This is a genomic window from Escherichia sp. E2661, assembly GCF_004745185.1.
Classification (GTDB): Bacteria; Pseudomonadota; Gammaproteobacteria; order Enterobacterales; family Enterobacteriaceae; genus Escherichia.
The window spans coordinates 63,397-81,757 of the sequence record NZ_PDIG01000037.1; the positions used below are offsets into that span (position 1 = coordinate 63,397).

Sequence of the window (18,361 nt, forward strand, 5' to 3'; positions counted from 1 at the left end):
GCGATCACTCCATCATCTTCTCAATCGGCAGGACCAGGATTGAACTGGCACCCAGCGCTTTCAGTTTTTCCATCGTTTCCCAGAACAGGGTTTCGCTGCTGACCATGTGCATCGCTACGCGTTGTTGATCACCCGCCAGCGGCAGAATGGTTGGGCGTTCGGCACCTGGCAGCAGGGCGATGACGTCATCCAGACGTTCGGTCGGTGCGTGCATCATGATGTATTTCGATTCGCGTGCCTGGATCACCCCCTGAATACGGGTCAGCAGTTTGTCGATCAGTTGCTGTTTGGATTCTTCCATTTCGCCATCGCGCTGGATCAGGCAGGCTTTCGAGCGGTAGATAACTTCGACTTCGCGCAGGCCGTTAGCTTCCAGCGTGGCACCGGTGGAAACCAGATCGCAAATCGCATCCGCTAGTCCGGCGCGCGGGGCGACTTCAACAGAACCGTTCAGTAAGCAGGATTTAAAAGAGATGCCTTTCTGGTCGAGATAACGTTTGAGCAGGTGAGGATAAGAGGTGGCGATACGTTTACCGTTTAAGGAGAGCGGGCCATCCCAGGCTTCATCAACCGGCGTTGCCAGCGAAAGGCGGCAGCCGCCGAAATCCAGTCGACGCAGGGTAAAGTAGCGCGGATCTTCACCCTGGGCGCGGCGGTTAAGCAGTTCTTCTTCCAGCACGTTTTCGCCGATAATCCCAAGATCTACCACGCCGTCCATTACCAGACCGGGAATGTCGTCGTCACGCACGCGCAGAATATCAATCGGCATGTTTTCTGCCATCGCGATCAGGCGCTGGGTGTGAAGATTAATTTTAATGCCACAGCGCGCCAGTAATTCGCGTGAGTCATCGCTTAAACGGCCGGATTTCTGCATAGCTATGCGTAAACGAGTGTTGTCTGTCATTTTGTTATTCCTCTTTAAACCTGTCTGAACCGTTATCAACCGCGCAATAAAAAAGCCCCCGGAAGGTGATCTTCCGGGGGCTTTCTCATGCGTTCATGCACCACTGGAAGATCTGAATGTCTTCCAGCACACATCGCCTGAAAGACTAGTCAGGATGATGGTGATGATGGTGGTGTTTAAATTGAACGCGTGTCATAAAATTCTCTGTGAATGTTTATTCAACTGATGTCTTTTAACCTAAACCACTTTCACGTTAGAAAGCAAGGGCTTTTTTATATATTTTGTGGCGAGGGATTTGTTTAATGAATGAGCGGGGAAAGGAGGAGGCTAAGAGTGAGTACTTTAAAAAAGTAATCGTGAAAACATGTCTTTAAAACCCTCAAGAACATTGTGTTCTGTAACTAAAGCGGGCTTTGTTCATGCCGGATGCGGCGTGAACGCCTTATCCGGTCAACAAATGTTGCGTAAATTCAATATATTGATGTTTTTGTAGGCCTGATAAGCGGAGCGCATCAGACAATTGTATAATTCTATATTTGCTAACAGTTTCGATTCATTCATAGAATGAATTGTCAGTTTTGATACGCTGGCGTAGCCTTATAGATCTAAGGTGTATCAGGAGATAACGGATGAAAAAGGTCGCAATTGTCGGGTTAGGGTGGTTAGGCATGCCGCTGGCGATGTCACTTTCAGCGAAAGGCTGGCAAGTCACCGGGAGTAAAACTACACAAGATGGCGTAGAAGCGGCCCAAATGAGTGGCATTGATAGCTATCAGCTTCGCATGGAGCCCGATTTAGTTTGCGACTCTGACGATCTGGATGCCCTGATGGATGCTGATGCGCTGGTGATTACGCTTCCGGCACGCCGCAGCGGCCCCGGCGATGAGTTCTATTTACAAGCAGTGCAGGAGCTGGTGGATAGCGCGCTGGCTCATCGTATTCCCCGCATTATTTTTACCAGCTCAACGTCTGTCTATGGCGACGCACAAGGCACGGTGAAAGAAACCACCCCGCGTAATCCGCTGACCAACAGTGGACGAGTGTTAAAAGAGCTGGAAGACTGGCTGCACAATTTACCCGGTACTTCGGTTGATATTTTGCGTCTTGCTGGTCTGGTTGGGCCTGGGCGTCATCCCGGACGCTTCTTTGCCGGAAAAACCGCACCGGACGGTGAACATGGTGTGAATTTAGTCCATTTAGAAGATGTTATTGGCGCTATCACTCTGTTGTTACAGGCACCTAAAGGCGGACACATCTATAATATATGTGCGCCAGCTCACCCTGCGCGCAATGTTTTCTATCCGCAGATGGCCCGTTTACTGGGGCTGGAGCCTCCGCAGTTCAGAAATAGTCTGGACAGCGGCAAAGGTAAAATTATTGATGGTAGTCGGATCTGTAATGAACTGGGATTTGAATACCAGTATCCCGATCCGCTGGTAATGCCGCTGGAGTAAACCATCACGCCAGCAGGACGCCGCATACACTGCAAGGGGGCGTGTATGAAACCACTGCTGGATGTGTTGATGATCCTCGATGCCTTAGAAAAAGAGGGCAGTTTTGCGGCGGCGTCGGCCAAACTCTATAAGACGCCGTCCGCTCTGAGTTACACCGTTCACAAGCTGGAAAGCGACCTTAATATTCAATTACTCGACCGCAGCGGTCACCGCGCTAAATTTACCCGTACCGGAAAGATGTTATTAGAGAAGGGGCGGGAAGTTCTCCACACTGTCCATGAACTGGAAAAACAAGCGATCAAACTCCATGAAGGCTGGGAAAACGAACTGGTGATTGGTGTTGATGATACCTTTCCCTTTTCACTGCTTGCGCCACTTATTGAAGCCTTTTATCAACATCACAACGTCACGCGTTTGAAGTTTATCAATGGCGTTCTGGGCGGTTCCTGGGAGGCTCTGACCCAGGGCAGGGCAGATATTATTGTTGGCGCTATGCATGAACCGCCATCTTCCAGCGAATATGGTTTCTCTCGGTTGGGCGATCTGGAACAAGTTTTCGCGATTGCACCTCATCATCCATTAGCTCTGGAAGAGGAACCGTTAAATCGCCGTATCATTAAACGCTATCGGGCGATTATCGTGGGTGATACCGCGCAGGCAGGCGCATCTACGGCATCACAACTTCTCGACGAACAAGAGGCCATTACCGTATTTGATTTTAAAACCAAACTGGAATTGCAAATCAGTGGCCTTGGTTGCGGATATTTACCGCGCTATCTGGCGCAACGCTTTCTCGAAAGTGGCGCGTTAATTGAGAAGAAAGTGGTTGCGCAATCCCTCTTTGAACCCGTATGGATTGGCTGGAATGAACAAACCGCAGGGCTTGCCAGTGCATGGTGGCGTGATGAGATTTTAGCAAATAGTGCTATTGCTGGTGTTTATGCAAAATCTGATGACGGTAAATCAGCCATTTAAATAAAAAATTATATGACAAGCCTCTCATTCTCTTGTCATTTACCCCCCATTTAGGCACAATGCGCCGCTGTCAAAAAATGACTAAAAACCGACGTTTCATACGCGTCGGTTATTTTTTGCTTCAAACCAATCATTCATACCAAGAGGCCGGGCTTCGTACCGGATAGATATTTACTAAAAATCGACAGTTGTTGTCGCTGAGGAATCAAAAAAAAATGGGGCAATTTTTTGCTTACGCGACGGTTATCACCGTAAAGGAGAATGACCATGTCGCATAACGTTACTCCAAACACCTCTCGCGTGGAATTGCGTAAAACGCTTACGTTAGTTCCGGTTGTAATGATGGGTCTTGCCTATATGCAGCCGATGACGCTGTTTGATACTTTTGGTATCGTTTCAGGCCTCACGGATGGTCATGTGCCGACAGCCTATGCGTTCGCATTGATTGCGATCCTGTTTACGGCTCTGAGCTACGGGAAGCTGGTTCGCCGCTATCCTTCTGCTGGCTCTGCATACACTTACGCCCAGAAATCCATTAGCCCGACGGTTGGCTTTATGGTGGGTTGGTCTTCTCTGCTCGACTATCTGTTCGCGCCGATGATCAACATTCTGTTGGCGAAAATCTATTTTGAAGCTCTGGTGCCTTCCATCCCATCGTGGATGTTTGTGGTGGCGCTGGTGGCCTTTATGACCGCCTTTAACCTGCGTAGTCTGAAATCCGTAGCGAACTTCAACACCGTAATCGTGGTGTTGCAGGTAGTGCTGATCGCGGTGATTCTGGGCATGGTTGTTTATGGCGTATTTGAAGGTGAAGGCGCTGGTACGCTGGCGAGCACGCGTCCGTTCTGGTCTGGCGATGCGCATGTTATCCCGATGATTACCGGTGCGACGATTCTGTGCTTCTCCTTTACCGGCTTTGACGGCATCAGCAACTTGTCGGAAGAAACCAAAGATGCAGAGCGCGTGATCCCGCGTGCAATTTTCCTGACCGCGCTGATTGGCGGCATGATCTTCATCTTTGCAACTTACTTCCTGCAACTGTACTTCCCGGATATCTCTCGCTTTAAAGATCCGGATGCGTCACAGCCTGAAATCATGCTGTACGTTGCGGGCAAAGCGTTCCAGGTTGGCGCGCTGATCTTCTCCACCATTACCGTACTGGCGTCCGGTATGGCGGCGCACGCAGGCGTAGCGCGTCTGATGTACGTAATGGGTCGTGACGGCGTGTTCCCGAAAAGCTTCTTCGGTTATGTACACCCGAAATGGCGTACTCCGGCGATGAACATTATCCTGGTTGGCGCGATTGCTCTGCTGGCAATCAACTTTGACCTGGTAATGGCAACGGCGCTGATTAACTTTGGTGCGCTGGTGGCGTTCACCTTCGTTAACCTGTCGGTTATCTCGCAGTTCTGGATCCGTGAGAAGCGTAACAAGACGCTGAAAGATCACTTCCAGTATCTGTTCCTGCCGATGTGTGGTGCGCTGACTGTAGGTGCGCTGTGGGTTAACCTGGAAGAAAGCTCAATGGTTCTGGGGCTGATCTGGGCGGCTATCGGTCTGATTTACCTGGCTTGCGTGACTAAGAGTTTCCGCAACCCGGTTCCGCAGTACGAAGACGTTGCATAATCTTTAAAGCCGGATGACATAATCATCCGGTAAATCTAAAAAAGCCGGAGAGATATAAACTCCGGCTTTTTTGTTTCAGACGATCTCTTCCGCGTACTGCCAAAGCGCTTTTAACAGCGCTACTTTCTCTTTGTCATCGGCATATTGTTGTGCCAGCATCTGCAATTCATCAGCATAACCTTGCAAAAATTCTGCTGTGAAGACCTGACGGCGGTGCTCCAGCCAGCGTTGCTGCTCGGCGTAATCCAGCGTCCCCGGGAAGTTACGCGCCCGATAATTGAACAACAGTTTCTCAATACGTTTATCGACAAAGGTGATATCCAGTGCCGGTAAATTACGCGGCTCGGTTTCCAGGACAATTTTCATTGCTGCGCGATCGGCGTCACTGAAAAAGCCATTATAGAGCTGTGCATCGACGTTATCTGAAGGTGTAAATGGTTCGGCTTCAGCAAATATCGCCACCACTTTTTCGCGGACTTGCGGGTTTTCACGCAGAATTTTCAGGTTATCGAGACAATGCTGACGATTAATTCCCAGTCGGTCGGCATCTTCCGGGCGCAGCGTATTCGCCTGCGCCAGCACCGGGCATTTATTGATATGCACCAGCTTAACCGGGATTGCGGCGTTATCGCCCAGATCGGCCTTTGCGGTGTACAGACGCTCGCGCAGCGTGTTGCTGTCCAGCTCCAGGAGTGGCGAGATATCTCCCGCCAAATCCACCATAATCACGGCATTGCGATTTTCAGGATGCCACGCCAGTGGCGCCACCCAGCTGGTATTGCCGCGCCATGCGCCAAACATACCGGAAACATGTACCAGCGGTTTCATCTGCGGCACATCAATCAACGCCGTCAGTTTGTGCTTATTACGATGGGTAAAGAGATAATCAAACAGGCGTGGTTGACGTGTTTTCACCAACTTCGCCATCGCAATAGTGGCGTACACATCGGCCATCGCATCGTGGGCGTTGCTATGTTCAATACCATTAGCTTTGGTTAAATGTTCAAGTCGAAAGCTCGGTAAACCATCTTCATTTTCAGGCCAGTTAATCCCCTCCGGGCGCAGGGCATAACAGGCACGCATCACGTCAAGCAGATCCCAGCGAGAGTTATCATGCTGCCAACTCCAGGCATAGGGATCGTAAAAATTACGATAAAAGATATTGCGCGTAACTTCGTCGTCAAAACGCACATTGTTGTAACCAAGAATACAGGTCTTCGGTACGGTAAAAAGCGAGTGAATACGGGCGGCAAAGGCAGCTTCGTTTTCCCCTTTTGCACGCGCTTCCTGTGGCGTGATGCCGGTAATTAACACCGCCCCTGGCTGGGGTAAATAATCGTCCGCAGGCTTACAGTAAAAGACTTCAGGTTCGCCGATAATATTGAATTCGCTATCAGTGCGAATGGCGGCAAACTGCGCAGGGCGATCTAACGCGGGGTGCGTGCCAAAGGTTTCGTAATCATGAAACAAAAAGGTAGATTGTTGCTTACCGTCATTCATCGTTAGGTTAAATCCGTTATTTCTGTTGTATGCCAGAGTATCAAATATCACTGTGCTAATCAGCTTTAGAGCGATATTTTGGCTGCGTGTGGAAACAGATAATGTCAGATTAAAATGAGATAAATGTCACATTTTCTTGCACTTTATTCCAGCCAGTTCATCAGGATTTCCGTAAAAAGAACAGCTATTGGAAACACCTGAGGATTTGCTGTTGAAACGCCGTCTTATTGTTGCTGCTTCTTTGTTCGTTTTTAATTTATCGTCTGGTTTTGCGGCGGAAAATATTCCCTTTTCACCCCAACCTCCGGAGATTCATGCGGGATCATGGGTTTTGATGGATTACACAACCGGACAGATCCTCACGGCGGGTAATGAGCACCAACAACGTAACCCTGCCAGCCTGACTAAGCTAATGACGGGCTATGTCGTCGATCGCGCTATCGATAGCCATCGCATAACACCAGACGATATTGTCACTGTGGGACGCGATGCGTGGGCGAAAGATAATCCGGTCTTTGTCGGCTCTTCATTGATGTTTTTGAAAGAGGGCGATCGCGTATCGGTACGTGATTTAAGCCGTGGATTAATTGTGGATTCCGGCAATGACGCCTGTGTGGCGCTTGCAGATTATATTGCCGGGGGGCAACGGCAGTTCGTCACAATGATGAACAATTACGCTGAAAAGTTGCATTTACAGGATACCCATTTTGAAACGGTTCACGGTCTGGATGCGCCGGGCCAGCATAGCTCAGCCTATGATTTAGCCGTGCTTTCTCGCGCCATCATCCACGGCGAACCTGAGTTTTACCATATGTACAGCGAAAAAAGCCTTACCTGGAACGGCATCACCCAGCAAAACCGAAACGGGCTATTGTGGGATAAAACCATGAACGTTGACGGCCTGAAAACCGGGCATACATCCGGGGCCGGGTTTAATCTCATTGCTTCGGCGGTGGATGGGCAACGCCGTCTCATTGCAGTGGTAATGGGGGCCGACAGCGCAAAGACTCGCGAAGAAGAGGCTAGAAAATTACTGCGTTGGGGGCAGCAAAACTTTACTACGGTGCAAATTTTGCACCGTGGGAAAAAGGTCGGTACGGAACGCATCTGGTATGGTGATAAAGAAAACATCGCACTGGGAACGGAACAAGAGTTCTGGATGGTGCTGCCGAAAGCGGAGATCCCTAATATCAAAGCAAAATATACCCTTGATGGTAAAGAACTAACTGCGCCAATTGCTGCTCACAAGCGGGTAGGGGAAATTGAGCTGTACGACCGCGATAAATTGGTTGCGCATTGGCCATTGGTTACCCTGGAGTCTGTCGGTGAAGGCGGTATGTTTTCCAGATTGAGCGATTATTTCCACCATAAATCCTGACCTTTATTTAGCGCCGACTGGCAGGAGTGCGAGTCTGCTCGCATAATCAACACTCATTCCTTGTGGTATTTACATTGCAAAATACACTGTACAAAAAAACAGTGTATGTGGAGGCGTCATGAACTACGAGATTAAGCAGGAAGATAAACGTACCGTTGCAGGTTTCCATCTCGTTGGCCCGTGGGAACAAACGGTGAAGAAAGGTTTTGAGCAGTTGATGATGTGGGTAGACAACAAAAAAGTTGTGCCTAAGGAATGGATCGCCGTCTATTACGATAACCCAGATGAAACACCCGCCGAAAAGTTACGTTGTGACACGGTGGTTTCCCTGGAGAACAACTTCACTCTACCGGAAAACAATGAAGGCGTGATCCTGACGGAAATCTCCGGTGGGCAATATGCGGTCGCCGTTGCTCGCGTAGAAGGCGATGATTTTTCTACGCCATGGTATCAGTTTTTTAATACTCTCTTGCAAGACAGTGCTTATCAGATGTCACCTAAGCCCTGTTTCGAAGTTTATCTTAATAACGGAGCGGAAGACGGCTATTGGGATATTGAAATGTATGTCGCAGTGCAGCCGAAAATGGGTTAATGCTGGTGCAACAACAGGGTGTTAACCTGGTTGCTTCGCTGTTTTTCGTCATGTAAAAGGGTAAAATTGACCTTCAGACTTCTGATAATCCCTTCGGGAATGTTCCTGATTACTTTTTGTAAGTCGGCTGGACACCTGGTTTAGTGTCTGGCCGCGGTAATCGTTCTGAGTTAACTTCATCCTTATTTTACGGAGTTCCAGCGTGCGAGCTGATAAGTGCCTTAGTCCGTTTGAAATTCGTGTGTACCGTCATTACCGTATCGTGCATGGTACTCGCGTCGCACTAGCATTCCTGCTGACTTTTCTCATTATTCGCCTGTTTACTATCCCGGAAAGCACCTGGCCACTGGTCACTATGGTGGTGATCATGGGGCCTATCTCGTTTTGGGGTAACGTCGTCCCTCGAGCATTCGAACGTATTGGCGGTACGGTGTTCGGCTCGATTTTAGGTCTTATAGCCCTGCAACTGGAGTTAATTTCGTTACCTCTGATGTTGGTCTGGTGCGCGGCGGCGATGTTCCTTTGCGGTTGGTTGGCGCTGGGCAAGAAACCTTATCAAGGCTTATTGATTGGTGTGACGCTGGCGATTGTTGTTGGTTCCCCGACAGGTGAAATTGATACGGCATTATGGCGAAGCGGCGATGTGATCCTCGGCTCTTTACTGGCAATGTTGTTTACCGGTATCTGGCCACAACGGGCGTTCATCCACTGGCGCATTCAACTGGCGAAAAGTCTGACCGAATATAATCGGGTCTATCAATCAGCATTCTCACCAAACTTACTCGAACGCCCACGTCTGGAAAGCCATCTACAAAAACTCCTGACCGATGCCGTGAAAATGCGTGGGCTGATTGCTCCCGCCAGCAAAGAAACCCGTATTCCAAAATCGATATATGAAGGTATCCAGACGATTAACCGTAATCTGGTTTGTATGCTGGAGCTGCAAATCAATGCTTACTGGGCCACGAGGCCCAGTCATTTCGTGCTACTGAATGCGCAAAAACTGCGCGACACACAGCAAATGATGCAGCAAATAGTGCTGGCTCTTGTTCATGCCCTGTACGAAGGTAATCCACAGCCGGTTTTTGCTAATACAGAAAAATTGAACGATGCTGTGGAAGAGTTGCGCCAGTTGCTCGCTAATCATCATGATCTGAAAGTCGTTGAGACGCCGATTTATGGCTATGTATGGCTAAACATGGAAACGGCGCATCAACTGGAGTTGCTGTCAAATCTGATTTGTCGGGCTTTGCGCAAATAAATTCCGACCTTCAGAATCAAATTGCTGCTGCTTCGATTCAGCAAGGATAAAGGGTATGATAGTGAATAGGGATAAAAGCATTGTCATCTGCGGCAGCTATGAGTAATGTTGGCCCTAACGAATAGCGGTTGCTTAAACGAATCCGACTCTCACATTATCAGGGGTATAAAAATGGAAACTACCAAGCCTTCATTCCAGGACGTGCTGGAATTTGTTCGTCTGTTCCGCCGTAAGAACAAACTGCAACGTGAAATCCAGGACGTTGAGAAAAAAGATCCGTGACAACCAGAAACGTGTCCTGCTGCTCGACAACCTGAGCGACTACATCAAACCTGGTATGAGCGTTGAAGCAATTCAGGGCATCATCGCCAGCATGAAAGGCGACTATGAAGATCGTGTTGATGATTACATCATCAAAAATGCTGAGCTCTCCAAAGAACGCCGCGATATCTCCAAAAAGCTGAAAGCTATGGGCGAAATGAAAAACGGCGAAGCGAAGTAATTTCTACTTTATTCAATGAGGATTGCCGGGCAATCCTCATTGTTCATTGATTCTTTTCTCACTGTTGTAAGTCATCATTCCCATCTCATTTCATATTGAAATTTCTGGCTTAACGACAGCCTTCTTCTGTATGCAATAAGGCAAGAAGTTCTGCAACCCCGATGTTATTTACCGCACTGGTCATTAACACCTTTCGTGCTCCGGCTTCCCGTAGCCAGCATTTCACCAAAGATATCTGTTCTTCACTGGCTAAATCCACTTTGGTGACTACCCCAATGACCGGGCGATTCATTGACGTGGTAAAGCCTGGCGAAAAAGGGGACCACGGCGCGTCCGCATTAAGCACCAGCGCGATAATGTCTGCTTCACAGGCGCTGACCAGCAGCGCACTGTAAAGACTGCGGTTTTCGAGGTATTCCCCGGGAGTGTCAATGGTGGCCGGTGACCAGACGATGGCCTGCGTTTTCTGATACTGAATATTCTCCCCGCGCAGGCATTGCGTGAGTGACGTTTTTCCGCACTGGCTGGGTCCGATGAGCATCATACGTTGCATCGAGTCAGGTCCGGGTAATGGGGCAGGCGGTAAAGCGCATCATTTCGCCCAGCGTGCGGGTAACCTGGCTAAGTGCATATTCGATAGCAGAAACATCGCCAGTCAGAACTACCGCGCCGGTAAAACGATCAAGAAAACCAATCTCTACAGCGCCTGACTTTGTGGCGATATCGCACGCGATGATAGATGCTTCGCTGGGGGTAATCGTCAGAATGCCAATAGCGGAAACGGTGTCCGGTAAGCCTAATTTTTTAAACAGATCCTTTCCAGGATTTGCAATAACATGTGCTAGCGTGACCTGTTTACCGGGGACATATTCCTGAATCATTCGTTCAGTCGTGTGCTGAGGTGACATTATCCCTCCACCATCTGACGCCACATGGCTTCATGCGGACGGGCAATTACTGAGCGATAGACCAACAAACCTTTTTCCCCCGCTCGCTCGCTGGCGACAGATACCGCGTTATTAACATCAGAAATATCGCCTGCCACTACCATGTAGCATTTACCGCCAATACCAAAGGCCATATGTACCCGTACGAGCGTGACGTTTGCCGCTTTCACTGCACAATCGGCAGCGTCAATGCAGGCCGCTACACTCCAGGTTTCGACTACACCGACAGCCCGTCGCTGGTCAACATGGTTCAGACCGCTGATTGCGGGCAGGATAGTGGGATGAATATTAGGAAGGACCAGACTGTCGACCAGCATTTCACCTGCAAGGGAAGCGCCGCTGTTGATGGCTTGCTGTACTGCACCGACATCGCCGCCGAGCATCAGCAGAAATTTACCGGGGCAAAGCGTTTTGCTGACCAGTAATTCAACGTTGGCACTTTTCAGCATGGCATCGCCGGTTTCCATCCCTTTCGCGATACTACTAAGTTCTAAAATACCTACCGCTTTTGACATGGTTAACCTCTCACAAGCGTAATCGCGTTTTCTGTCACATCGCTGACCATGCCATCAATACTGGCATGAATAGGGGCACCTAATGTGCCGTGTGGAATTTGCCCCACGCATTGCCCACGAACGACGCAATTCGCCTTTTTGTACACACGCAATTGCGCTGGCACCGATGTGCTGGCGTAACAATAACGTCACTTTTTCGGGTTGTGGTACGTGTTCAGACAATGGCGCGTCCTGATACCACGGGGTTAAGCCCAGTCTGGTTACCAGACGTTTTACGGGAATCAGTCGATAATTTGCCATGACATCCGCAGGGTTTAAGGTGCCTTCGTAGCGGAGGTTTTTTGCGCGTAGTTCCTGCTTAAGCAGGCGGTTTATGCGCATGGGTGAAATACCTACCGGGCAGGCAACGCTGGCGCAGACGTTGCACTCCGAACAGGTGAGCGCTGTCAGTAACAGTTGCGGCGTAGCGAGCTGTTGGTAGTTAACCGCACGAACTAACAAATGCGGTGACAGTTCGTGACCGATTAAATGACGTGGGCAGAGATCGGTGCATAAGCGGCATTGTTCACAAACGGTTTTCGCGACGGCAAGTACGCTGCGGTCATCCTGCATTCGACGTTGGATCAGTGAATGAGAGTTGGGTAAAACCAGCAAGCCGCCAGTGGTTTTGCTGACTGGCGTATCGAGCGATGTGATCAAACTCCCCATCATCGGACCGCCATTGATAAAACCAGGATTATCTACCGTTGCGCCTCCCGCCAGCGCCAGTACTTCGCGTAAAGACATCCCTATGGGAACGGTCACCGTTACGGGTTTAGCAACTGCACCATTAACGGTTAGCGTGCGGCGCGTTACCGGATACTGCTGCTCAACGGCTCTGGCAATATTCAGCACAGTCTGGACGTTATTGACGACTACGCCGACGCTAACGGGTAACGCAGCGGGTGGAACGCGGCGACCAGTTGCCATCCAGATGGTCAGCACTTCGTCTCCTGCGGGGTAAACGTCGGGCAAAATATGCAGGCGGATATCAGGTGGTAACAGTGGCGTGAGTGCGTTTATTGCCAGTTGATACTTTTCTTTCAGCGCGATGATTCCGCTACTGGCCCCGGTGGCTTTCATCGCGTAGTGAACGCCGCGAAGCAGGCGACTGGCTTGCTGCGCCATTAACTGCTGGTCCACTTTCAGCATCGGTTCGCATTCCGCCGCATTCACCAGGAACGTATCAACACGTGCTTGTAGCTTGATATGTGTCGGAAAGCCAGCTCCACCAGCACCAACAACGCCTGCTGCTTGTACTCGCTCGTGGATCGTCTGACCGTCGCAGGATGTAAACTCGACGTTCATAACAACTCCTCAAGCAGTTCGGCAATAGCATTGGCATCAGCCACACGTGGGTTGGTACGCAATGTAGCATCCGCCAGCGCCGCCTGAACCATATCGGGAATACGTGATGACCATTCTGCTCTTTTTTCTTTCAGAGCATTGGCGAGAGTCGGTATTGAACACGCTTTTTTGAGCTGTTCAATATGTTGAATGAGTGCATTCAGGCTTGCGGTGTCATTGGCATTGTCCGGGCATAAATGACACGTTTTAGCCAGCCGGGCGTAGCGTTTGACGGCGCGAGGATCGCCAGCATTAAAACGAATAACTGACGTCAGCAGGAGCGCATTCGCCAGACCGTGGGGCAAATGAAACTGCCCACCGAGTTGATGGGCAATCGCATGATTTAATCCCAGTCCGGCCTGACTAAAGGCAATTCCTGCAAGTGTAGAGGCATTATGCATTTTACCGCGGGTGGCAAGACAATCGCCTTTCTTCACTGCAGTGGGCAGGTAACGAAAAACAATTTGCATGGATTTTTCGACCATTGCATCTGTGAAGTCACTGGCGCGGGGAGAAACATAGGCTTCAAGCGCATGGGTTAAAACATCCATTCCGGTATTGGCCGTTATCGCGGGTGGCACACTGACGACCAGCGAGGGGTCGAGGACTGCGATATCCGGATAAAGTGCATCATCGAAAAGGGGATATTTAATTCCCTTCTCAGGATCGCTGATGACACAGGCGCTGGTCACTTCTGAACCAGTGCCGCTGGTGGTGGGGATGGCTACGCAGGTTTCAATTTCGATAGCACACTGGCGACTAAACCAGACAATCGCTTTTGCGGCATCCAGTGCAGAGCCGCCGCCAAAACCGATAACCACATCCGGGCGTAAAGTTTGCATCTGAGTGATGCCTTTTACCACTGTCTGGATAGTTGGATCGGGCGTTATTTCGCTAAAAATACTGAGGCGATTGCTGTCGGGTAGCGCCAGGCGCAAGGTATCAATCAACGGCGATCGCGCCAGAAAAGCGTCGCAAATAATCCAGATGTGCTTATTCGTAAAACGACTAAGCACTTTGAGACTTCCCGGTCCGATGTATAAACGCGTTTGCAGTGAAAAAGTATTCATTTCCGTTTCTCTAGCGAATGGAAAAGCCACTGGTCAATACACAGCGTCGTGAGCGGGCAAAAGTCCGGGCTGACGTTGTCCCTTCTCCGGTCGGTGTAGCAATGGTGAAGGTCGTAAAACCTTCGCCGCCGACGCCAATACCAGCCCAGGAAGGACCGTTTTTGACAAAGATTGAAGTTTGCATAACGCGCGCGGCAAGGTTGAGCCGTGAGACGTTCTGTGAATGCATTATTGCCGTGTGGTGCAAACTGTCTTCCACTTTCAGCGCCAGTGTGAGGGCGCTGTCAAAATCGTTGACCTTCACAATGGGCAGCATTGGCATTAGCTGTTCGCTGGTAACCCAACCATCATCGGCGTCAACAACGGCAATCAGCAAGCGGGGCGCTTTTGCTGGTAAAGGGAGGCCTGCTGCTTCCAGTAAGGCTGAGGGACTTTTGCCGACCAGTTTTTTGTTGGCGACGCCGTCTGGCAGGCAAACAGCACGCAATTTTTTCAGTTTGTTCATGGCTAAGAAGAAGGGCGCCAAAACTTTGCATCTGTTGAATCAAATAATCTGCCACTGAGGTCACGACAATCAGGCTTTTTTCAGCGATACATGGCAGGTTGTAATCAAATGACGCGCCGTTAATGATGTCTTCGGCGGCTTTCACAATATCCGCTGTTTCATCGACGATGCAGGGAGGGTTACCCGCACCGGCACCAATCACTTTCTTACCACTTTTCATTCCCATGGCGACGATGCCCGGACCGCCGGTAATCGCCAGAACGCTGATTTTAGGGTGCACCATCATCTGTTCGGTTGCGGCAAAGGTCGGTTCAGATACAGTAACGATCAGGTTATGAATGCCACTACAGCGAAACGCGATGTCTTCGATTATGGCGATCAATTTCAGCGAGACGTTTTGGGCTCCCGGGTGTGGACTGAAGTAGACGCTATTACCAGCTGCCAGCATGCTGATGCTGTTGTTAATGATGGTTTCCGTGGGATTGGTACTTGGCGTGACCGAGCCAATAACTCCAAACGGGGAGTATTCAAACAAAACCATGCCACCATCACCGGTCAGTGCGGTGGTGGTTAAATCTTCAATACCAGGTGTGTTATCGAGTGCCGCTTTGTTTTTTAAGTACTTATCTTCTTTATTTCCCATTCCCGTTTCGTTAGCGCTCTCTTCCGCCAGTTCTGTAAGACGGGGCGTTAATTCTTCGCGAATGGCGCTGATAATGGAGCTGCGAGTCTTAAGCGGACATTGTTGAAAACGCAAAAAGGCCTGGTGTGCAGCGCCGATAGCTTCATCGACAGTCTGGAAAATACCGTTTTTTTGCGTTTGTGATGTCGTGGGGACTAGCTGCTCGCGCAGAATATTGCGGATCAGTGTTTCTAATTCAGAGTTATTCATTGGTTTTCTCCCACGTTAATTGCCGTCATTGCGCTTTGGGCAATATCCATGTCTTGTTCAACGCTACCACCACTAATCCCAAGCCCTCCAAGCAATATTCCGTCACGCCAGAGGGGGAAGCCGCCACCAAATGTGACGACTTTGCCTTGCATATGGCTTTCTAGCCCGTAAAGTGGCGCCCCCGGTTGCACGGTATCCGTAAGCTTGTGTGTTGCCGTTTTCATCGCCACGGCGGTCCAGGCTTTTTTTCGGTGCCAGTTCACTGCTAACCAGCAGTGCATCAGGCATCCGCCAGGTAACACTTTCTGTTCCGTAGGCATCGACAATGCTGATAACAACGGGAATATGCAGTTCATCCGCACGCATTGCCGCGCTACGAATGAGCTGATGAAGATCCTGAAAAGTGAGCGACATCGTGCGTTCCTTCAATGCTGAAGTGTGGTTGGCTGCGTGATAACGTTTTGTGATTTCCTGAATCATCAGGTTCTGATGAGCAACGTTGTCTTCCACGCGGGCGAGGGCATACAGGCAATCGGAAAGCCGGTTAATATAGTGCAGCAAAACATGGCGGACGGAGGCTTCCGTTGTCAGTTCAACCAGACGCCTTTCAGCTCTCCGGGCCACGGTGCGGGCGAAATGCATGCGGCTCGCGGCTTCACAACGTCCTGGCAGAATGAAACTGTGAACTGGAGGAACAGCGCTCATTGCGCTATCGATCGCTTTTTCAAGTGCGGCAATTTCCTCCGTGCTGATGTAACGCTGCTCTGTTGATGGTTGTTCGCTCTCGCTGGCGAGTTCGGCGCTAAACCAAAATATCTGTTGCTGAATGGCTTCCAGCAATATGCGATGGCTTTCGATGGCGGTAGCGCAATAACACAGACTGAGTGTCGCGTTCAGTTCATCCAGTGTGCCGTAGGCTTCGACGCGTAGATGAGTTTTACTCACGCGTTGTCCGGTAAATAGAGACGTACTTCCTGAATCACCTGTGCGGGTATAAATCGCCATCTTTCAACTCCTTAGCGCGAAATCGTATCTACAATGCCGACCACTGCCAGGTCGATGGCTTCGTTGGGGCCGCTAAAAACATGTCTGGCGCTAGAGCCACTGCTGAGGAGTACCAACTCACCGACGCCAGCGCCAACTGAATCAACAGCAACTTCGTCGCCAGTTAATGGCGTAAGAGGCAATTCGCCGTCAGCACTGACCCGGCGAACTAGCAGCAGTTTTTTCCCGACCAGGGAAGGTGATTTTTGCGTGGATACCACCGCGCCAGTGACTCGAGCCAGATGCATGGGTTACTCCTGCCTGATTAACTGAATGTTTCGGGTCATTGCCGCTTCACGCGCAAGTGCGGTCACACAGCATTTCCGTTGCAACACCACTATCCCTGCGCATAACTGCACTACGTCGGCATAACTTAAAAGTTGACCACGATGAAGGTAGATCGGTTGTCCTTGTTCGTCGCACCAGGTTAGCGGTAGATGGGCGAGAGACTTCAATTTGATGGCGTTCAGGAAATGACTCTGCAACGACAATTGAATGTGTATTCCCCAGGCTAACGCCTCGTGAATGTGGATTACCGCTCGATCGGACGTTTCGTTCTCCGCAAGTTGTCGCAGCAACGGTAAATCGACGTATCGAATTTGTAACGAAGCATACTGATGAACTATCTCGTTAACGCTGGCTTCTCGCAGTTGCGAAACCGTCAGCGCGAGTGTTTTCCCCGCACGTTGTTTCAGGCGAAAAATCACTTCTTCAACAATGTGTTGCATCAGTTTGTTATTCATGGCACCGACACCAGCGTGGCAAAAACATCAGGATTATCAGCGCCTGCGGCGTTGGCCTCGTCGGTATCAATATGCATTTCAAGGCGCATATCTGGTGAGACGCGAACAGCAACGTTATCGAATATCAGTCGTCGTTCATTACCTTCAATGGCGACCGCCACTTTATCGCCATGTGTAACGCCATAAATCAGGGCATCAAGCGAAGACATATGGATGTGCCGTTGTGCGACAATAACGCCAGAAGCGATTTCCAGCTCTGCAAACGGGCTTATCAGACGAATCCCCGGTGTGCCGCTGAGATCGCCAGACATACGTAGCGGGGCGGTGATCCCTAATGTTCTGGCGTCAGTCCGGGAAATCTCCACCTGGCTTGAGTTACGTAGTGGCCCTAACAAGCGAACGTTGTGTAATTTGCCTTTTGGTCCCACCAGCGTAACAACCTGTTCAGCAGCGAATTGACCAGGTTGCAGTAATGACTTTTTCTCGCTGATCGGTTGTTCAGGAAAAAGGCGCACATAATCCGCCGTTGAAAGATGAATATGGCGACTGGAAACGCCCAGAGGGATAGGGCGCTCGCGCATTTCATCCAGAACCTGGCTAACAGTCTCCTGCAAGGTTTGTTTATCCATTGCTACTCCCCTCGCTTATCAGAGTGCAGACAAAGTGAACGTGGCTCACCTTTTTGCCGTTGACACGCGGGATCAAGACACAAATTACAGCTGATAATCTCTGAGGGGGCGACTGTTGCTGGCGTTTCGCTTACTGCCACCGTCGTATTCATTGCTTCTGTTGGGCGGGGCAGTATTCCCTCACCCGGGCGGGCAATCACTTTGTGTGCGACGAGGCCATTTCGCTGTTCGGCGAAACTGGCACCCGTCGCGATCGCCGCATTAACCGAGGCGACGTCACCGGTGATTTTAATGAGCGTCCAGCCTGAGCCATTGGTCTTCTCAAGGCCAACCAGCGTGATGGACGCGGCTTTTGCCATAGCATCTGCGCAACTGATGGCGAGTGCCAGACCACTGACTTCAAGTAATCCCAGTGATTGCTTCACGCTGTGCTCCTTA

18 protein-coding genes, 4 pseudogenes and 1 other annotated feature are annotated in these 18,361 nt (G+C 50.2%); of the genes and pseudogenes, 8 read left to right on the forward strand and 14 right to left on the reverse strand.

Going from position 1 to position 18,361, the window contains the following annotated elements; translation table 11 throughout:
• Nucleotides 1-4: 4 nt before the first annotated feature.
• Both hisG and hisL read right to left on the reverse strand, forming a co-directional pair.
• On the reverse strand, nt 5-904 hold the full coding sequence (gene hisG / locus CRI63_RS19310) for an ATP phosphoribosyltransferase (RefSeq protein WP_000131780.1): 900 nt from the start codon (nt 902-904) through the stop codon (nt 5-7).
• 46 nt (nt 905-950) lie between these two features.
• Nucleotides 951-1,074, reverse strand: a sequence feature (His leader region).
• Nucleotides 1,050-1,100 carry a his operon leader peptide gene (gene hisL / locus CRI63_RS19315; RefSeq protein WP_001364200.1) on the reverse strand — a complete coding sequence of 17 codons (51 nt, stop codon included), beginning with the start codon at nt 1,098-1,100 and terminating at the stop codon, nt 1,050-1,052. Its footprint overlaps the feature before it by 25 nt.
• 433 nt (nt 1,101-1,533) lie before the next feature.
• On the opposite strand from hisL, the gene CRI63_RS19320 reads away from it, so the two are divergent.
• From CRI63_RS19320 to plaP, 4 genes are all read left to right on the forward strand, one after another.
• Nucleotides 1,534-2,358 carry an SDR family oxidoreductase gene (locus CRI63_RS19320; protein ID WP_135520486.1) on the forward strand — a complete coding sequence of 275 codons (825 nt, stop codon included), beginning with the start codon at nt 1,534-1,536 and terminating at the stop codon, nt 2,356-2,358.
• Between the two features lie 45 nt (nt 2,359-2,403).
• Nucleotides 2,404-3,333 (forward strand): LysR substrate-binding domain-containing protein, encoded by a 930-nt coding sequence (locus tag CRI63_RS19325; protein ID WP_135520488.1) that lies wholly within the window; start codon nt 2,404-2,406, stop codon nt 3,331-3,333.
• A gap of 215 nt (nt 3,334-3,548) precedes the next feature.
• Complete coding sequence (gene yoeI / locus CRI63_RS19330) at nt 3,549-3,611, forward strand: membrane protein YoeI (RefSeq protein ID WP_010723108.1); 63 nt, start codon at nt 3,549-3,551, stop codon at nt 3,609-3,611.
• The gene (gene plaP / locus CRI63_RS19335; RefSeq protein WP_000019197.1) at nt 3,601-4,959 is read left to right on the forward strand and encodes a putrescine/proton symporter PlaP; all 1,359 of its coding nucleotides are present in this window, start codon (nt 3,601-3,603) and stop codon (nt 4,957-4,959) included. Before yoeI ends, plaP begins: the two co-directional genes overlap by 11 nt.
• Before the next feature lie 75 nt (nt 4,960-5,034).
• Here plaP and sbcB read toward each other — a convergent pair whose 3' ends face one another.
• Nucleotides 5,035-6,459, reverse strand: a complete 1,425-nt coding sequence (gene sbcB, locus CRI63_RS19340; protein WP_135520490.1) for an exodeoxyribonuclease I — start codon at nt 6,457-6,459, stop codon at nt 5,035-5,037.
• Nucleotides 6,460-6,670: 211 nt separating this feature from the next.
• Here sbcB and dacD point away from each other — a divergent pair, with 211 nt between their 5' ends.
• From dacD to CRI63_RS19360, 4 genes and pseudogenes are all read left to right on the forward strand, one after another.
• A complete protein-coding gene (gene dacD, locus CRI63_RS19345; RefSeq protein WP_135520492.1) occupies nt 6,671-7,837 on the forward strand; it encodes a serine-type D-Ala-D-Ala carboxypeptidase DacD in 1,167 nt (388 codons plus the stop codon).
• Between the two features lie 118 nt (nt 7,838-7,955).
• Nucleotides 7,956-8,429, forward strand: coding sequence for a DNA gyrase inhibitor SbmC (sbmC, locus tag CRI63_RS19350; protein WP_135520494.1), 474 nt, complete (start codon nt 7,956-7,958; stop codon nt 8,427-8,429).
• 202 nt (nt 8,430-8,631) lie between these two features.
• Complete coding sequence (locus CRI63_RS19355) at nt 8,632-9,690, forward strand: FUSC family protein (protein ID WP_135520496.1); 1,059 nt, start codon at nt 8,632-8,634, stop codon at nt 9,688-9,690.
• A gap of 171 nt (nt 9,691-9,861) precedes the next feature.
• Nucleotides 9,862-10,192: pseudogene (locus CRI63_RS19360) on the forward strand (DUF496 family protein).
• A 109-nt stretch (nt 10,193-10,301) separates the two neighbouring features.
• On the opposite strand, the gene CRI63_RS19365 reads toward CRI63_RS19360, so the two are convergent.
• From CRI63_RS19365 to CRI63_RS19415, 11 genes and pseudogenes are all read right to left on the reverse strand, one after another.
• Complete coding sequence (locus CRI63_RS19365; RefSeq protein WP_135520498.1) at nt 10,302-10,745, reverse strand: EutP/PduV family microcompartment system protein; 444 nt, start codon at nt 10,743-10,745, stop codon at nt 10,302-10,304.
• Between the two features lie 4 nt (nt 10,746-10,749).
• Nucleotides 10,750-11,100: a propanediol utilization microcompartment protein PduU gene (gene pduU, locus CRI63_RS19370; protein WP_130216389.1), complete on the reverse strand. Its 351-nt coding sequence runs from the start codon at nt 11,098-11,100 to the stop codon at nt 10,750-10,752.
• A complete protein-coding gene (pduT, locus tag CRI63_RS19375) occupies nt 11,100-11,654 on the reverse strand; it encodes a propanediol utilization microcompartment protein PduT (protein ID WP_130257601.1) in 555 nt (184 codons plus the stop codon). Before pduT ends, pduU begins: the two co-directional genes overlap by 1 nt.
• A gap of 2 nt (nt 11,655-11,656) precedes the next feature.
• Nucleotides 11,657-13,001, reverse strand: a pseudogene (locus CRI63_RS19380) (4Fe-4S dicluster domain-containing protein).
• Complete coding sequence (locus tag CRI63_RS19385; RefSeq protein WP_135520500.1) at nt 12,998-14,110, reverse strand: 1-propanol dehydrogenase PduQ; 1,113 nt, start codon at nt 14,108-14,110, stop codon at nt 12,998-13,000. Before CRI63_RS19385 ends, CRI63_RS19380 begins: the two are co-directional and overlap by 4 nt.
• Before the next feature lie 10 nt (nt 14,111-14,120).
• A pseudogene (pduP, locus tag CRI63_RS19390) lies at nt 14,121-15,507 on the reverse strand (CoA-acylating propionaldehyde dehydrogenase PduP).
• Nucleotides 15,504-16,512: pseudogene (gene pduO / locus CRI63_RS19395) on the reverse strand (two-domain cob(I)yrinic acid a,c-diamide adenosyltransferase PduO). Before pduO ends, pduP begins: the two co-directional pseudogenes overlap by 4 nt.
• Nucleotides 16,513-16,523: 11 nt before the next feature.
• Nucleotides 16,524-16,799, reverse strand: coding sequence for a EutN/CcmL family microcompartment protein (locus CRI63_RS19400; protein WP_130208669.1), 276 nt, complete (start codon nt 16,797-16,799; stop codon nt 16,524-16,526).
• A 3-nt stretch (nt 16,800-16,802) separates the two neighbouring features.
• A complete protein-coding gene (pduM, locus tag CRI63_RS19405; RefSeq protein ID WP_135520502.1) occupies nt 16,803-17,294 on the reverse strand; it encodes a microcompartment protein PduM in 492 nt (163 codons plus the stop codon).
• Entirely contained in the window at nt 17,291-17,923 is a 633-nt protein-coding gene (locus CRI63_RS19410; protein ID WP_135405071.1) for a phosphate propanoyltransferase, read from the reverse strand. The genes pduM and CRI63_RS19410 overlap by 4 nt, the downstream gene beginning before the upstream one ends.
• A gap of 2 nt (nt 17,924-17,925) precedes the next feature.
• On the reverse strand, nt 17,926-18,348 hold the full coding sequence (locus tag CRI63_RS19415) for a BMC domain-containing protein (RefSeq protein ID WP_205713432.1): 423 nt from the start codon (nt 18,346-18,348) through the stop codon (nt 17,926-17,928).
• Nucleotides 18,349-18,361: the final 13 nt, after the last annotated feature.

Coding starts and splice junctions, on each gene's coding strand:
- hisG (WP_000131780.1), bottom strand. CDS start 904: ATGACAGACAACACTCGTTTACGCATAGCTATGCAGAAATCCGGCCGT.
- CRI63_RS19320 (WP_135520486.1), top strand. CDS start 1,534: ATGAAAAAGGTCGCAATTGTCGGGTTAGGGTGGTTAGGCATGCCGCTG.
- CRI63_RS19325 (WP_135520488.1), top strand. CDS start 2,404: ATGAAACCACTGCTGGATGTGTTGATGATCCTCGATGCCTTAGAAAAA.
- plaP (WP_000019197.1), top strand. CDS start 3,601: ATGTCGCATAACGTTACTCCAAACACCTCTCGCGTGGAATTGCGTAAA.
- sbcB (WP_135520490.1), bottom strand. CDS start 6,459: ATGAATGACGGTAAGCAACAATCTACCTTTTTGTTTCATGATTACGAA.
- sbmC (WP_135520494.1), top strand. CDS start 7,956: ATGAACTACGAGATTAAGCAGGAAGATAAACGTACCGTTGCAGGTTTC.
- CRI63_RS19365 (WP_135520498.1), bottom strand. CDS start 10,745: ATGCAACGTATGATGCTCATCGGACCCAGCCAGTGCGGAAAAACGTCA.
- pduU (WP_130216389.1), bottom strand. CDS start 11,100: ATGTCACCTCAGCACACGACTGAACGAATGATTCAGGAATATGTCCCC.
- pduT (WP_130257601.1), bottom strand. CDS start 11,654: ATGTCAAAAGCGGTAGGTATTTTAGAACTTAGTAGTATCGCGAAAGGG.
- CRI63_RS19385 (WP_135520500.1), bottom strand. CDS start 14,110: ATGAATACTTTTTCACTGCAAACGCGTTTATACATCGGACCGGGAAGT.
- CRI63_RS19400 (WP_130208669.1), bottom strand. CDS start 16,799: ATGCATCTGGCTCGAGTCACTGGCGCGGTGGTATCCACGCAAAAATCA.
- pduM (WP_135520502.1), bottom strand. CDS start 17,294: ATGAATAACAAACTGATGCAACACATTGTTGAAGAAGTGATTTTTCGC.
- CRI63_RS19410 (WP_135405071.1), bottom strand. CDS start 17,923: ATGGATAAACAAACCTTGCAGGAGACTGTTAGCCAGGTTCTGGATGAA.